The 16,053-nt window shown below is 58.0% G+C and carries 14 protein-coding genes; 11 read left to right on the forward strand and 3 right to left on the reverse strand.

The annotated features are described in order from the left end of the window. Window positions 1-61 precede the first annotated feature (61 nt). From AAFN47_RS03625 to AAFN47_RS03635, 3 genes are all read right to left on the reverse strand, one after another. Window positions 62-697 (reverse strand): histidine phosphatase family protein, encoded by a 636-nt coding sequence (locus AAFN47_RS03625; protein ID WP_499807837.1) that lies wholly within the window; start codon window positions 695-697, stop codon window positions 62-64. Next, on the reverse strand, window positions 675-2,252 hold the full coding sequence (locus tag AAFN47_RS03630; protein ID WP_499807838.1) for a carbamoyltransferase C-terminal domain-containing protein: 1,578 nt from the start codon (window positions 2,250-2,252) through the stop codon (window positions 675-677). The genes AAFN47_RS03625 and AAFN47_RS03630 overlap by 23 nt, the downstream gene beginning before the upstream one ends. 83 nt (window positions 2,253-2,335) lie before the next feature. Further along, window positions 2,336-3,004, reverse strand: coding sequence for an SDR family NAD(P)-dependent oxidoreductase (locus tag AAFN47_RS03635; RefSeq protein ID WP_499807839.1), 669 nt, complete (start codon window positions 3,002-3,004; stop codon window positions 2,336-2,338). Window positions 3,005-3,188: 184 nt separating this feature from the next. Here AAFN47_RS03635 and AAFN47_RS03640 point away from each other — a divergent pair, with 184 nt between their 5' ends. From AAFN47_RS03640 to AAFN47_RS03690, 11 genes are all read left to right on the forward strand, one after another. Then, window positions 3,189-3,845: a TetR/AcrR family transcriptional regulator gene (locus AAFN47_RS03640; RefSeq protein WP_499807840.1), complete on the forward strand. Its 657-nt coding sequence runs from the start codon at window positions 3,189-3,191 to the stop codon at window positions 3,843-3,845. Then, on the forward strand, window positions 3,838-5,076 hold the full coding sequence (locus AAFN47_RS03645) for an acyl-CoA dehydrogenase family protein (protein WP_499807841.1): 1,239 nt from the start codon (window positions 3,838-3,840) through the stop codon (window positions 5,074-5,076). The genes AAFN47_RS03640 and AAFN47_RS03645 overlap by 8 nt, the downstream gene beginning before the upstream one ends. Beyond that, complete coding sequence (locus AAFN47_RS03650; protein ID WP_499807842.1) at window positions 5,077-6,060, forward strand: NADPH:quinone oxidoreductase family protein; 984 nt, start codon at window positions 5,077-5,079, stop codon at window positions 6,058-6,060. Then, on the forward strand, window positions 6,057-7,094 hold the full coding sequence (locus tag AAFN47_RS03655) for an alcohol dehydrogenase catalytic domain-containing protein (protein WP_499807843.1): 1,038 nt from the start codon (window positions 6,057-6,059) through the stop codon (window positions 7,092-7,094). The genes AAFN47_RS03650 and AAFN47_RS03655 overlap by 4 nt, the downstream gene beginning before the upstream one ends. Before the next feature lie 84 nt (window positions 7,095-7,178). Continuing rightward, entirely contained in the window at window positions 7,179-8,054 is an 876-nt protein-coding gene (locus AAFN47_RS03660; RefSeq protein ID WP_499807844.1) for a branched-chain amino acid ABC transporter permease, read from the forward strand. 10 nt (window positions 8,055-8,064) lie between these two features. Then, window positions 8,065-9,165 carry a branched-chain amino acid ABC transporter permease gene (locus AAFN47_RS03665; protein ID WP_499807845.1) on the forward strand — a complete coding sequence of 367 codons (1,101 nt, stop codon included), beginning with the start codon at window positions 8,065-8,067 and terminating at the stop codon, window positions 9,163-9,165. Next, window positions 9,162-9,953 carry an ABC transporter ATP-binding protein gene (locus AAFN47_RS03670; RefSeq protein WP_499807846.1) on the forward strand — a complete coding sequence of 264 codons (792 nt, stop codon included), beginning with the start codon at window positions 9,162-9,164 and terminating at the stop codon, window positions 9,951-9,953. The genes AAFN47_RS03665 and AAFN47_RS03670 overlap by 4 nt, the downstream gene beginning before the upstream one ends. Window positions 9,954-9,955: 2 nt before the next feature. Then, a complete protein-coding gene (locus AAFN47_RS03675; RefSeq protein ID WP_499807946.1) occupies window positions 9,956-10,732 on the forward strand; it encodes an ABC transporter ATP-binding protein in 777 nt (258 codons plus the stop codon). 22 nt (window positions 10,733-10,754) lie between these two features. Then, window positions 10,755-12,644: an AMP-dependent synthetase/ligase gene (locus tag AAFN47_RS03680; protein WP_499807847.1), complete on the forward strand. Its 1,890-nt coding sequence runs from the start codon at window positions 10,755-10,757 to the stop codon at window positions 12,642-12,644. Window positions 12,645-12,674: 30 nt separating this feature from the next. Beyond that, a complete protein-coding gene (locus AAFN47_RS03685; RefSeq protein WP_499807848.1) occupies window positions 12,675-13,838 on the forward strand; it encodes an ABC transporter substrate-binding protein in 1,164 nt (387 codons plus the stop codon). An 87-nt stretch (window positions 13,839-13,925) separates the two neighbouring features. Continuing rightward, entirely contained in the window at window positions 13,926-16,052 is a 2,127-nt protein-coding gene (locus AAFN47_RS03690) for a 3-hydroxyacyl-CoA dehydrogenase NAD-binding domain-containing protein (protein WP_499807849.1), read from the forward strand. Window position 16,053: the final 1 nt, after the last annotated feature.

Below are 16,053 nucleotides of genomic sequence, written 5' to 3' on the forward strand. Positions count from 1 at the left end.
CCATCCTGTCCCCGGCATCATAGGCTTATCGAATTTTTTCACCTCAGCTTCCACAGTATGGTTATATTTGCAATGGTGTTTCATCACAAATCAGCCGGCCGTCAGACCAAATCAGAATATCACCATGCGCGATTACATGGATCGAGGCGTCGCCCTTAGGCATATCGCCAAGCAGATGGAGTATTATTCGCATCACACCTGTATGACAAACCAGAATTGATGGCCGACGAAAATTAAGAAACATGTTTTTTATTCGCGGTGTTGCATCAACGTAACTCTCTCCTCCCGGAGGACGAAAGTTCCAGCGGTCGGCTTTCCGCTTTTTTCTCAAGGAAGGGAAACGCGCCTTGACCTCCAGCGTGGTCATCCCCTCCCAATCGCCGAACGACAATTCGCCGAGCCTCTGGTCAAGGCGAATGCGAGACACATCGGAGCTATTGACCTGGCAGAGAATCTCAGCGGTTTTTCGGGCTCTGATCAAGGGTGAAGACAGGAGGTCGAATTCTTCGATTCGCTGATCCCTGTCGATTAACAAGGCCTTCAGGCGAAGTCCTGCGGCCTTGGCCTGCGCCCTGCCCGCGTCATTCAAATCGATATCCGCTTGCCCCTGAAAGCGCCCCTGGTCGTTCCAGTGGGTTTGCCCGTGGCGCACCACATACAAGAAAGGAACGGATTCAGGAAACGCCGGCATGATCATGGCGGTGGTAAATGGTCCCGTCGACCACGAAACCGTCCAGGCCGGTCTGCAGAGCGTATGCGACCAGATCGCTCATCCTGTTGATAAAGCCTCGACCGTTGAAGTTGAGCGATGTGTTGCACAATACTCCGTACCCGGTTTTCGCCCGAAACGCTTCCAGCAGCCTGTACATCTCCGGATTTTGCGACGCGTTGACGGTCTGTGCGCGGGCCGAACCGTCGACATGCGTCACAGCCTTGAGCGAATCGGTTTTCACGGTCTGGAAGTACAGCATGTGCGGACTGGGGCCGTGATTGTTGAAAAGCCTGTCGAGTTCTTCTTCCATCAAAATAGGCGCGATCGGCCGAAAGCCTTCGCGTTTCTTGATGGCGTTCAGGCGACGGTGCGTTTCCGTGGTGAACGGCGCGGCGATCAGAGACCGGTTACCCAAAGCGCGCGGACCGATTTCATAGCGGCCAGTGACCCAGGCGAATATCTTTCCGTCCGACAAATCCGTGACAAAGTCCCGGAGATCGAGGCGCGCGACGTCAAAACCATTCAGATCGGTTTCATCATGAACGAAGCGTTCGCCAGCATAGACGGTCCAGTCCAGCTTGGCGTTTCCAGTGTAATGAAACTGGGCGTCGACAGCCGTTCCGATAGCCGAACCGGAATCATTTGTGCAAGGCTGCACGAAGACGTCAGCGAACAAACCGCAGCCGCGCCACTCGCTGTTCCAGTCACAGTTCAGGCCGCATCCCCCGGACACGAGGATAGGCAGCCGCTCTTTCATGTTCTCTTCTGCAAATGCGCAAAAACGCCCGAAGATCTCGTTCTGAAACCGTTTCGCGAGATTTCTGAACTCCTGGCTGTCGAGCCCGATATTACAGAATGGAGAATCTGCAAAATCTTTCTTCATCAGCGGATATTCGCTGGCGTCCCAGCCCAGGATTTGCTCGATCAGCGCCGCTTCTTCCGGCGTCTGCGCGACGTCTTCGCCGAAACCAGACAGCGCCATAAGCTTTCCGGCGTCTTCCCTGCGCGACTTCCTGGCGTCGAGCGGATAGGCCGGATCGGCCAGTCCGTACAGGAAGCCATATTTATGCCCGGGACCGTTGAAGGGAGAACCGATTTTCGTAACGACCAGATCCTCGTCGATCCGGTAAAAATTGCCGATTACGCCTTCCCACACGAGCGCATAGACGGGTTCGCCCTGGGGAAACGGCGACATGGCGTAGCTGCCGATCAGGTGCGATCGTTCGTGCGACGACGAGAAATAGCGGACACTACGCCCCATCATCTTTGTTTCGCTGGAGATAATGGAATTGCCGTCAAACCCGTAATAGCCAGCCCCGATCGGATCGGCCATGGGCCGGAATTCACGCATCCAGCCGGACGTCGCCATTACATCAGGAACCCAGTCGAGCTTCTGCAGACTATCCAGCAGCATGTCCGTGGCGATCGGGCCATAACGCTTGCCGGAATCTTTTTCGGCCTCGATCGAGAAGACGAGCCCGCCATCCTCGATCGCGGCGACATGGCCGTCATGCCCGGGCTTGTAGGCGAATATCCGCATGTGGTGATTTTGACCCAGTCAGTTTAAGAAGGATTATTCGTGCCGACCGCATAATCCAGAAGGCGTCGTTTATCAATGACTGCTCAACTCGCCCAGCCGCCGCTGAAGGGTATCGCCTGCCCCACGAAAAAGTCGCTCTCTTCGCCAGCAAGGAACAGCGCCAAAGCTGCGTCCTCCTCCGGCTTCGCCAGTCGGCCCAAGGGAACCTGATCCTTCAGGTTTTTGAGGAACTTCTCGTTCTCCATCAGTTCGGGAGGGTAGTAGGCAGGATTTTCCACCCAGTTCTGCGCTATAAGATTGACCTGCACATTGTGCCGGGCGACCTCCACACCGACGGATTTCACGTAGGATATCTGGGCGCCCCGCGCTGCGCTGTAAGCGCACAATCTTCCCATCGGACGAAGCGGCGTTGCGCTACCGACGACGATGATCTTGCCTTTCCTGCGTTCGATCATCGGCGGAAGTGCGTGTTTCACGAGCCTTTGAAGCGGGTGCACAAGCAGTTCGAAAGTTTGAAGCCAATCCTCCTCGGCGAGATCGCTCACAAGCACGCCATAGTGATTCGGCGCCGCCAGATTGACAATGAGCACATCAATATGGCCGGCCTCCTCGATGACTTTCCGGCACGCAGCCTCCGTATTCAGGTCGCTCTCATCAGCGATAACATCGCCGCCCTCCTTCATGAACATGTCGACACAGGCAGGCCCCATATAGTCTTGCGAGCGCGTTATCAGTATTCTGTTGCCTGTCATTCGCGATGTCATGCTGTCCTCCAGCGATATGTTTTTTCGATGATGGACATCAGCTTGCAGCAGATACAAGGCGATTGACAACATACCCGGTAGTATGCTCCAAGCTGCAGTACGGTCAAGCCATGGGAGAAGAGGTCGTCGACGGACAAAAGATCGCGACCGCAAGGCGCCGTTGGGAGGAATTTTGAGCGCCACATCGGATTCCGAAACCGGAACAGCGCGGATACATCAGGAGGAAATCCTGGAGGCAGCAGCACTGTGTTTCATGGAACGCGGTTACAATGCCTCGAGCATCGACGACGTGGCGCGCCGTCTTGGCTCGACCAAGGGGCGTATCTATCATCATTACCGTTCGAAGGCGGATCTCTTCGCCGATGTCTATCGCTATGGAATGGAACTGAACGCGGCCGCGATCAAGCCGCTATGCAGGGCCTATGACGATCCCATCGAAAAGCTGAAAGCGATGGCGAAGGTCCATTGCCTGACGATGTTGAGGACGCGTCCGTTTCAGCGGTGCGTGTGGGAAGGCGTCTCATTGCTGATGCGCGGGGCGACGACGCCGGAGCAGCGCGAGACCCTGGTGGAATTGCAGGGTCTTCGCGAGTCCTACGCTGTCCGCTTCCGGGAAGTGATCGAAGGCGCCAAGGAGAGCGGGAAAGCCGATTTCGAGTCTTCCGGCATCGCCACGCAAATTTTTCTGATGGCGCTGAATTCACCAATCTTCTGGTATTCGCCACGCGACACCGACGACGATGAACAACTCGACGAAATAGCCTCCCGTTGCACACGGTTTGCACTGCAGGGGCTCGGCATTGGGAAGGAGTATTTGCAGGATGTCTGAAATGGACCTTGGGATCACGGAACGTCTTCAACCGCTTCTTGAAGCGGTCAGAACAATGGTTACCGAAGAAATCCTGCCGCTGGAGGAAGAGTTCCTCGAGGAGGTTGGCAAGGGAGATCGCTGGACCTTTACGCCGCGACAGACTGAAATTCTGGAAGGACTGAAGAAAACCGCCAGAGACCGGGGTCTCTGGAATTTCTGGTTGACGGATTCGGACCGCGGCTACGGCCTGACGACGGTGGAATACGCCTATCTCGCGGAAGAGATGGGCAAGGCGCATCTGGGCGCAGAGGTTTTCAACTGTTCCGCGCCGGATACCGGCAATATGGAAGTGCTTGAGCGCTACAGCAGCGAGGAACACAAGGAAAAGTGGCTTGCTCCGCTGCTCGATGGAAAGATCCGCTCGGCGTATCTAATGACCGAGCCCGACGTCGCCTCCTCCGATGCGACGAATATCCAGATGAGCTGCGTCCGCGATGGCGACGAATACGTGCTCAACGGCGAAAAATGGTGGTCGTCAGGGGCCGGCGACCCCCGCTGCGCAATCTACATTACGATGGTGAAGACCGGCGGAGAGGACGAACCGAAACACAAGCGTCACTCGATGATACTCGTGCCCGCAGACACGCCTGGCGTCGAAAAGCTGAGACCGATGCAGGTCTATGGGCATGACGACGCGCCGCATGGTCACTTCCACCTGCGCTTTACCGATGTGCGAGTTCCGGCGGACAATCTCATTCTCGGCGAGGGACGCGGTTTCGAGATCGCGCAGGGTCGGCTTGGGCCGGGGCGCATCCACCACTGCATGCGCGCGATCGGCCAAGCGGAGCGCGCGCTTGAACTGATGTGCACGCGCGCGCTGCGGCGAGAAGCCTTCGGAAAGAAACTGGCGCAACTGGGCGCCAACTACGACATCATCGCAGAAAGCCGTATGGAGATTGAGATGGCGCGACTCCTGTGCCTGAAAGCCGCATGGATGATGGACAAGGGCGACCCGATAGCCGCGGCCCCCTGGATCAGTCAGATCAAGGTTGTCGCGCCCCGGGTCGCCCTCAAGATCACCGACGAGGCGGTCCAGATGTATGGCGGTCAGGGCGTATCCCAGGATACGCCGCTGGCGCGGGCCTGGACGAACCTGCGGACGCTGCGGCTCGCGGACGGGCCCGACGCCGTTCACCGCAGGCAAGTGGCGCGCACGGAACTGCGCAAATACACCCAGGAGCGCGTATAGATGAAGGCGATTGTCTGTGAAGACTACGGACCCCTCGAGGGTCTCGCTCTCAAGGAGATCGACGATCCAGTTGCGACCGGGACCTCTGTCGTGATCCGGCCAGAGGCGATCGGCGTCAATTACCCCGACGGTCTGCTCGTTCAGGGTCTCTATCAAATGAAGCCCGCCACACCGTTCATTCCCGGCATGGAAGCAGCCGGCGTTGTGGAAACCGTTGGTCCTGATGTCAAAGGATTCAAGCCCGGCGACCGGGTAGCGGTTCTCAATCAACTCGGCGCTTACGCCGAGATGGTGACGGCCGACCAGTCGGCTGTATTCCCGCTGCCGGACGGTCTTGATCCATCGGACGCCTGCGCCCTGCTCTGCGCCTATGGCACGTCTCATCATGCGCTCAAGCAGCGCGCGGAACTGCAGCCCGGCGAAACCGTCGCGGTTCTGGGCGCAGCCGGCTCCACCGGGATCGCCGCGATACAAATCGCAAAGGCCATGGGCGCCAGGGTCATCGCGGTTGCGGCCTCTGCGCGGAAGCAGGAAATCGCGAGGCAAAGCGGCGCCGACGAGGCCATCGGCTACGACAATCTCAAGGACGACCTGCGCAATCTGACCGGCAACAAGGGCGTCGACGTGCTTTTCGACCCTGTAGGCGGCGACGCCTTCGACACGGCTTGTCGCTGCATGGCGCGCAACGGTCGCCTGCTCGTTATCGGCTTTGCCTCCGGAAGGATTCCCTCCCTTCCCGTGAACCTGACTCTCGTAAAGGAGTTCTCGGTGGTCGGGGTTTTCTGGGGTGCATTCACCCGGTACGAGCCGGAAGTTTACGCAGACAACATGAAGGAATTGATCGGCTGGCGCATGCAGGGCACGGTCAAACCCTATATCGAGGGACGCTATCCCCTCGCCGACGCTCCGGCCATTCTTAAACGCGTGCTCGATCGCGGCGCGACAGGCAAGATCATTCTGGTTCCGGAGGACACCCCATCGTGAGCAGTTCCAACGACATGTTTGCATTGATCCAGAAACACGACGGTTTCTCCGGGACACGCGAAGGCCCGCAGATCGACGATCTGGGGCTTTATCTCGAAGCAGCGCGTATCCCGACGCCGGAAATCGAGGACGGTCAGGTTCTGATCAAGGTCGCCATGGCGTCCATCAACCCTTCCGACCTTCACTTCATCAAGGGCGAATACGGCCAACCCCGCGTCAAGGGAGCGCCGGCGGGGTTTGAGGCCGTCGGCGAAGTCGTTTCAGGCAAGGGAAGCCGCGCCAAGGCGCTGGTTGGCCAACGCGTGGCATTCACGGTGCAGACGCCAAACTCGGGCGCGTGGGCGGAATATGCCGTCACGCCCGCCACCGTTTGCATTCCGGTCCGCGACGACATGCGCGACGAGGACGCGGCGGGACATATTGTCAATCCGCTGACCGCGTTGGCGATGTTCGATATCGCGCGCAAGGCTGGCGTCTCCAGCTTCATTATGACGGCGGCCAACAGTCAGCTTTGCAAGTTGATGACCGCGCTAGGCCGCGATCACGGCGTCGCTCCGATCTGCATCGTGCGCAAGGAAAGCCAAGTCGCGCATTTGAAGGAACTGGGCGCAAAGCATGTTCTAGTGACTGGTTCTGCGGATTTCATCGAAAAGGCGAAAGAGGTCATCAAGGTTGAAAAGCCGCGCCTCCTGCTCGACGCAGTCGCCAACCAGGTTTCGGCTGACCTGTTCACGGCAATGCCGACCGGCGCGCGCTGGGTGGTCTATGGCAAGCTCGATCCTGAGCCGCCCGTGATCCCGGAAATGGGTCAATTCGTCTTCATGCAGAAGCACATCGAGGGCTTCTGGCTCACGCGCTGGTTTATGGACACCACGCCAGAACAGCAAATGCAGGCGATCGCCGAGGTTCAGGAACGCTTCGTGTCGGGCAAGTGGCAAACGGAAGTCGACGCCGTGATTCGCCTGGAAAATGCAATGCGTGATCTGGTTCCGGCTTTACAGAAGGCCCACGCCAAGGTGATGCTGACACCATGATTATAGAGACCGGACGAAAGGTCGTTCGATAACTGGGAACCGCGCGAGGAGCGGTTCCGACACGGGCTTGGGAGGGCCTCGGATTTGGATATTTTGCAGCTTTTCGTAAGCGGCGCGGCAAACGGGTGCGTCTACGGACTGATCGCTCTCGGCTTTGTGCTGATCTACAAGGCGACGGAAGCGGTCAACTTCGCTCAGGGCGATTTCATGATGCTGGGCGCCTTTATCACGCTCGGCTTCAACAACGCCGAATACATGGATTTGCCGTTCTGGCTCTCTTGCATCCTCGCGATCGGCATAATGGGCTTTCTTGGATACCTCCTCGACTTCGTGGTGCTGCGACGCATGTTCGGACAATCTCAGGTCGCCGTTGTCATCCTGACAATCGCTCTCGGCTTCGTCATTCGCTTTATCGCGGGCGCCATTTGGGGACATGAACCGCAGTCCCTGGAATCGCCCATGACCGGCGTGGAAGTCCGCTTCGGCGGCCTTGTGCTTGGGTTGGACGAAATCGTCGTGATCGCCGTGACGATTATCCTGACGTTGACGCTGTTCCTGTTCTTCGCCCGAACAAAACTCGGCGTCGCCATGCAGGCATCCTCGCAGAACCAGCTCGCCGCCTACTACATGGGCATCCCTGTCAAAAGGATCCATTCGATGATCTGGGCGCTGTCGGGAATCGTTGCAACGATCGCAGGAATCCTGTTCGCTTCCAAAAGCTCAATCGATCCGAACGCAGGCCTGCTCGGCATCAAGGCCTTCGCGGCCGCTGTAATCGGCGGTTTCGGCAGCCTGCCTGGCGCGCTTCTCGGTGGCCTGATTGTCGGACTGATCGAGCCTTTTTCGGCGCGTTACATGCCGGCAGGTTATTCGCAAATCATGCCGTACCTGCTGCTTGTTCTGATGTTGTTCATCCGACCCCATGGGATTTTGTCCCAGGTCCAGACGAAAAAAGTGTGAGGCGGTCAGAATGCGTTTTGTCTTCAAGACTTCCTACGACGCCGATATCAGAATGTTCAAGCATCAGTCGCAGGCCTTCTGGTACCTGCTGCTGCTCGTCGTCGCCATCGCCCTGCCCTTCCTGATCGACGACTATCTGATTGGCGAGGCCACACTGGTTCTGATTTGGGCGATCTGCGGCATGGGCCTGATGATTCTCGTCGGCCAGTCCGGCCAGGTCAGCCTCGGCCACGCGGCGTTCATGGCCGTCGGCGCCTATTCCAATGTCATCTATCAAACCCAGCTCGGCATCCCGTTTATCCTGTCGTTTCCACTGTCTGGCCTGACGGCAGGCGTGGCGGGCGCCATCATCGCAATGCCGACGACCAAATTGCACGGCATCTATCTGGCGATCGCAACGCTCGCAATATCCGTGCTGGCGGAAGATCTGATCGTCATCCTGGAACCGATCACCGGGGGCGTAGGTGGAATTTTTGCGCCGGACATCCAGATTTTCGGGTTCCAGTTCAGCCGATACGGCCATCCTGATGAATTGTATTGGCTCGTGCTCGTCGTCACACTCATCGTGCTTTATTTCTACCGCAACATTATTCGCTCACCCATTGGACGCGCCTTTAGCGCGGTGAGGGATTCGGAAGTCTCGGCAAAAGCCATGGGCGTCAACGTCGCCCGCACGAAAACGATCGCATTTGCAATATCCTGTTTCATCACCGGCCTCGGCGGAGCGCTGATGGGACATTTCGCAACCGTGTTCACAAACGAAACCTTTAACATCATCATCTCGATCACGCTTCTTCTGATGATCGTGGTCGGCGGGCTGGGTTCGATCCACGGCGCGTTTTTCGGCGCGATCATCATTGGCCTCCTGCCGCTTGTCATCGCGTTCGGCCGCGACGGTATCGCAAAAATGCTGGGGGTTGGATCGATCACGATACCCGGCCTAGAGACTGCGATCTTTGGAGGTCTGCTGGTTATCTTCATCCTGTTCGAGCCGCTCGGGATCTACGGTCGCTGGATCAAGATCCGAACCTATTTCTCGCTGTTTCCCTTCTACAGGCGCGACATGTTCCGCCGGCAGAAGAGCTACCTCAAGACGGAGCGCACGCGATGAGCCTTCTCGAACTCAAGGACGTGACCGTGCGTTTCGGCGGCCTGGTCGCCGTCAACGATGTCTCCTTCAACGTCGAGGAAGGCGAGGTCTTTGCGCTGGTTGGTCCGAACGGCGCCGGAAAGTCCACCGTGTTCAACCTGATTTCGCGGTTTTACACACCTGCAAACGGCGACATTCTGTTCGAAGGCAAGTCGATCCTCGGCACGGCGCCGCACGACATACCGGGACTCGGCGTCGCGCGAACTTTCCAGAATATCGAGCTGTTCGAACATTCCTCAGTCCTGCAGAACCTGCTCGTCGGACGACACACGCATTGTCGCTCGTCCTTCCTGTCGGACATGCTCTTTACGCCGTTCGTCCGCGATCAGGAGCGCCATCACCGCGAAGCCGTCGAGCATGTTATCGAGTTTCTCGACCTGCAGCCCTATCGCGACAAGCTGATCGCCGGGCTTCCGTACGGCGTGCGCAAGGTCGTCGAAATGGGGCGGGCTCTGGCAATTCAACCCAAGCTTCTGTTGCTGGACGAGCCTGCTTCCGGACTGTCAGTCGAGGAAACCCAGGACGTCGCCTTCTGGGTCGAGGACATCAAGAAGGTCATGGGCATCACGGTCCTGATGGTCGAGCACGACATGCATCTCGTCAGCTCTGTTTCTGACCGGGTTCTGGCGCTTGCCGACGGCAAGATGCTGGCGATCGGATCTCCCAAGGAGGTGCAGTCCGACCCCGCCGTGATTGAAGCCTATATCGGCGCCGACGATCTGACCGAACAAGAGGAGGCAGTCCTGTGAACATGCATTCCCCGTCTCTCCTCAAGATCGACAATCTCGAAAGCTTCTACGGTCCGATCATGGCCATCCGCGGGGTCAGCCTGCAGGTCCAGGAAGGTCAGATCGTGACTGTGCTCGGCGCCAACGGCGCCGGCAAGACGACGCTTCTGAAAACGATTTCCGGCGTGATGGATCCCGAAAAAGGCACCGTCCATTTCAACGGAAAAGCCATTGAAGGATCGGCGCCTGACGCGGTTGTGCGCGACGGCATCGTCCATGTGCCGGAAGGGAGAGAAATCTTTCCCATATTGAGCGTAGAGGAAAATCTGCGCATGGGCGCCTATACGCGATCGGATCACGCGGAAATCGAAAAGGATCTCGATCTCGTCTACCAGTACTTTCCAATCCTGAAGGAAAGACGCCAGCAGGAGGCCGGCACATTGTCGGGAGGACAACAGCAGATGCTGGCGATCGGCCGCGGTCTGATGGCGAGGCCGAAAATCATGCTGCTGGACGAGCCAAGCCTTGGTCTGAGCCCGTTGCTGGTCAAGGAGATTTTCTTGATCATCCGCCGCCTCAATCGCGAACAGAACGTAACCATGGTATTGGTTGAACAAAACGCCAAGGTTGCGCTGGATGTCGCCCACTACGGCTATGTCATGGAGCTGGGAAGAATTGTGATGAGCGGAGAAGCCAAGAAGCTCGCCCAGTCAAAGGACATACAGGAATTCTATCTCGGCGCTCACCAGGAAACGCAGCGCGGACAAAGACGCTGGAAACAGCGCAAGACCTGGCGCTAGAAAGACAAGGGAGGACATATCGATGGGACAAATGCAATCCCTGCCACCGCAGACGGTCATCGACGGTGTCAGTCTCAACGCCGACCTGAACACCGGGCCGTATTTCATTGACGGGTGCGACACGCTGCCGAAGCTTTTCCTGCAGCGTTGCCGGGAACTGGGTGAACGCACGGCCCACCGGGAAAAGGAATACGGGATATGGCTTTCCTATTCCTGGAACGACTTTCTCGAACATGTCAGGTTGATTGGTCACGGACTGGCGTCTCTGGGCCTGCAGCGTGGCGATGTCGTTTCGATCCTTTCTGAAGACAACAAGGAGTGGATCTACTTCGACCTCGCCACCCAATGCATGGGCGGTGTGATGTCCGGCGTATACACGACCGACTCCGCTTCGCAGCTGGCCTATCTGGTCGACAACTCTCAGAGCAAGTTTCTGGTTGTCGAAAACGACGAGCAACTCGACAAGTTTCTGTCCGCAAGAAACGACATGCCCGGCCTCTCAAAGGTCATCGTACTGGACCGCGAAGGCCTGCACGACTTTCACGACGACGGCGTGATGTTCCTTGAGGAGCTTTACGATCTCGGCCGGATCCACCTGAAGAACAATCCGGATTTGTTCGAGGAGGAGATCGCGCGTTCCAAACCGGAAGATCTTGCCATACTCATCTATACGTCCGGAACGACGGGCAAGCCCAAGGGCGTGATGGTCTCGAACCACAACATCATGTACACGACGTCCGTCGCCGCGGTGACTCTACCGGCGTTCTCAAGCGACGAGCAGGTCTGTTTCCTGCCGCTGTGCCATATTCTCGAACGCCTGATATCGGTCTTCGGACCACTTGCGGCAAAGTCGACCGTCAATTTCGCCGAGAGCACGGAGACGGTGTTCGACAATGTGCAGGAGGTCAGCCCGCACATTTTCACCGCAGTGCCGCGGGTCTGGGAGAAGATCTACTCCCGCATCTCGATCATGATCGGCGACGCGACGCCCTTCGGTCGCTGGGCGTTCAACCGCGCCGTCGCAACGGGCCGCAAACGATCCGATTATCTTTTCAAGGGGAAACCGGTCCCCTTGCTCACCGCGATGCATTACGGATTTTGGGACCATCTGGTCCTGAAGAACCTGCGGCGCATGATCGGAATGGACCGGCTGCGGCGGGGCACGACCGGGGCGGCCCCGATATCGCCTGATCTGATCCGCTGGTACAAGTCGATCGGCGTCGATCTCTATGAAGGTTACGGCATGAGCGAAAGCGCCGGACTGATTTCATTGAACACGGTCGAACACAACAGGGTCGGCAGCGTCGGTCAGGTCGTGCCCGGCGGCGCCATGCGCATCGCCGACGGCGGCGAAATCCAGTACAAGGCGGCGAACGTGTTCCAGGGCTACTGGCGCGACAACGAGAAGACGGCGGAAACATTCACGCCGGACGGCTGGCTGAGGACCGGCGACGTCGGCGAGATCGACCCGGAAGGATACCTTCGGATCACCGGCCGCCTTAAGGACATCATCATTACGGCCGGCGGCAAGAACATCACTCCGGCGGAAATCGAGAACAAGCTCAAATTTTCGCCCTATATTTCGGACGCCGTCATCATCGGCGACGGTCGCAAGTTCCTGACCTGTTTGATCATGATCGATCAGGAGAATGTCGAAAAATACGCGCAGGACCGGAGGATCCCGTTCGGCGACTTCGCCTCGCTTTGCGCGGCGCAGGAGGTGCAGGACCTGATTGCGGGCATTATCGACGAGGTCAACAGGGAGTTCGCCCGGGTCGAGCAGATCAAGGCGTTTCGTCTCATCGACATTCTGTTGACCGCGGAAGACGAAGAGTTAACGGCAACCATGAAACTCAAGCGCGGCTTCGTGGAGAAAAAACACAAAGCGCTGATAGATAACATGTACTCATAGATCCATATCTCGCTAAGGAGGAGAGCTATCATGAGAATCAAACATATGACCATCGCTGCGGCGCTGGCCCTGTCCACGGCAATCGCGCCGCAGGCCATGGCGCAGACCCAAGGCGTCACCGACACGGAAATCCTTATCGGCTCGAACAACGACATGTCCGGCATCTTCGCCGCCTTCGGCGCGCCGGCAATGGACGCCACGCGGCAGTATTTTGAAGAAGTCAACGCCAAGGGCGGCGTCCATGGCCGCAAGCTGCGCCTGATCGCAGAAGATCATGGCTACCAGATGCCGAAGGCCATGCAGAACCTGAACAAGCTGGTCAATTCCGACAAGGTGTTCGTCATGCTCCTGTCGCTTGGCACGCCGATCAATATCGCCAGTTTCCCGCTGTTGGAACAAAAAGGCATTGCCAATGTCGGCCCGCTAACAGCCGCGCGTCAGATGATCGATCCGCCGTCGCCCATCAAATACGCTGGTTTCTCGTCCTATTACGACCAGACCCTGGCCGGGATCGAATACCTCAGGGACAATGAGGGAGCCAAAGTCGTCTGCTCCATGATCCTTCCGACCGATTTCGGCAAGGAAATCCAGGAAGGCGCAAAGGATTCCGTCGACAAGCTCGGCATGACCTATGCAGCGGAAACAACGCACAAGCCCGATGAGCAGGATTTCGTCGGCTCACTCACCAAACTGAAGAATGAAGGCTGCGACACCATCGCTCTGGCGCTCGGCATCAGACAGCTCATTACAGTGCTTGGAACCGCCAAGAAACTCGGAATGGACGACATGAAGTTCCTGGGATCGTCCGCCGCCTTTCACACCGCTGTCGCCAAGGTGCCGGAAGGCATAACGGACGGCTTCTACGCCGCCGCTGGTTGGCCGGACCTGACGACCCGCATGGATGATCCCTACGTCAAGCAGTGGATTGAATCCTACCAGGCTGAGTTCGGTGAATTTCCCGGCACCGGCGCCCTGCTCGGTCGCTCGGCTGCCGAAGGTCTGGTCATGGCGTTTGAAGAGGCTGGCCCGGATCTGAATGCTGAAAGCTTCCAGAAAGCAATGGAAAGCCTGAGCTTCACCGATCCGATCACCGGCGTCCTTATCGACTACTCCGCGGATGACCATCAGGGAGGCGACGCCGTCGTCATCTCCCAGATCCAGGATGGCGCCTGGAAAACTCTCGGAGAAAAATAAGCCTGCATTAAACTGCCTGTACCCCGGATGGGGTACAGGTCTCAATTAGACGACAATATTCCCAATTCATGCACTGAAGGTTCGCTGATGTCCGAAGACGTGTCCTATGAAATCCTTGCTGGCGACAAAGGCGGCGTCGCCGTCATTTCCATCGACAACCCACCGGTCAACGCGGCCGGCCACGCTGTGCGTAAAGGTTTGATGGAAGCCGCCGCACGGTTTAACAAAGACGCGTCGGCGGCGGTCGCCGTGATCGTAGGCAAGGGACGAACATTCATCGCAGGCGCCGACATTCGCGAATTTGGCAAGCCGATCATGCATCCAGTCCTCTATGAGGTCGTCAATGCGATCGAAGCCGTTGACAAGCCTGTGGTCTGCGCAATACACGGAACGGCGCTCGGCGGCGGTCTGGAGACGGCTCTTTCCTGTCACTACAGAGTTGCGCTGAAATCCGCCAAAGTCGGCCTGCCCGAAGTCCATCTCGGCTTGCTGCCGGGAGCCGGAGGAACCCAGCGTCTGCCTCGTCTTATAGGCGTAGAGGCGGCCACGGATATCATCGTCAGCGGACGCCATGTCGGCGCCCCGGAAGCTCTCAAACTTGGCATTATCGATGCTCTCGACGATGGCGACGATCCCCTCCAGGCGGGAATCGATTTCGCACATCGAATCATGAACGAGAACCTGCCCGTGCGCCGGACCAGCGAAATGGAAGACAAGATCGCGGCCGCGAGGGGTAACAAGGCATTGTTCGATGGCATACTGTCGTCCGTCGAAAAGAAGGCGCGCGGACAGATCTCGCCGATCAAATGCGTCGAGGCTATCAAGGCCGCGACCGAATTGCCCTTCGACGAAGGCATGAAATTCGAACGCGACGCGTTCATCGAACTGCTCGGCACAGAACAGCGTGATGCGCTCATACACGCCTTCTTCGCCGACCGCGAAGTCGGCAAGGTGCCGGAACTCGTAACCGGCGCGCCGCGTCCGCTCGACCGCGCAGCCGTGATCGGCGGCGGCACCATGGGGTCCGGCATCACCTGCGCGATGCTTTATTCCGGACTTCCCGTCACGATGGTCGAACGCGATAAAGAAAGCGCAGCCAAGGGTCGCGCCAATGTCGAGAAGATTCTCGATGACGGCCTCAAGCGCGGAAAGATCGATCAGGCGAATCGCGACCGGCTGGCCAACGACCTCTACTCCGTCAGCGCGGATATCGCCGACATTGCCGACGCAGACATCATCATCGAAGCCGCCTTCGAGAACATGGACGTCAAGAAGGAGCTCTTCGAGCGGATCGACAAGCACGCAAAGCCCGGCGCAGTGCTGGCCAGCAACACTTCCTATCTGAATATCGACGAGATTGCCGCCATGACCGGCAGGCCGCAGGACGTTCTGGGACTGCATTTCTTTTCGCCCGCGCATGTCATGAAGTTGCTGGAAGTGGTTGTCGGCGAAAAAACCCTGCCTGACGTGACGGCCACAGGCTTTGCGCTTGCAAAGAAACTGCGCAAGACAGCAGTACGCGCCGGCGTGTGCGACGGCTTCATTGGAAACCGTATTCTCGAGCGTTACCTGACCCAGGCCGCCTACATGATTGAGGAAGGCGCAAGTCCTTATGAGATCGACAAAGCCGTGGTGAATTTCGGCTACCCGATGGGACCACACCAGATGGGCGACCTTGCCGGGCTGGACATCGGCTACGCGAACCGCAAGCGGCTGCGCGACTCGGGATGGAACGGACGCTACGCGCATGATCACATGGACCGGATCGCCGAGCTGGGCCGGTTCGGACAGAAGACCGGACGCGGAGTTTACATTTACGACCAGGGCGGCCGCGGCGGCAGGGAAGACCCGGAAGTCCTCGAAATAATCGACCGTGTGCGAGAAGAAAAAGGAATCGAACCGAAGACCTTTACCGAAGAGGAAATCATGCGCCGCTATTTCGCAGCGATGGTGAATGAAGGCGCGCGCATCGTCGAGGAAGGCATTGCGCTCCGTCCGCTCGATGTCGATATCGCGATGCTCTACGGCTACGGTTTTCCAAGGTGGCGCGGCGGTCCGATGAAACAGGCCGATATCATCGGACTGGACAAAATTCTGGCCGATATCCGGGAGTTTGAGGAAAAGGATCCGGAATTCTGGAGACCGGCAAAACTGCTGGTCGATCTCGTGGAGCGCGGCGAGAGTTTCGACTCGCTGAACAAGAAGGCCGCGTAGC

This window comes from Hoeflea sp. CAU 1731 (genome assembly GCF_039888615.1).
GTDB lineage: Bacteria > Pseudomonadota > Alphaproteobacteria > Rhizobiales > Rhizobiaceae > Flavimaribacter.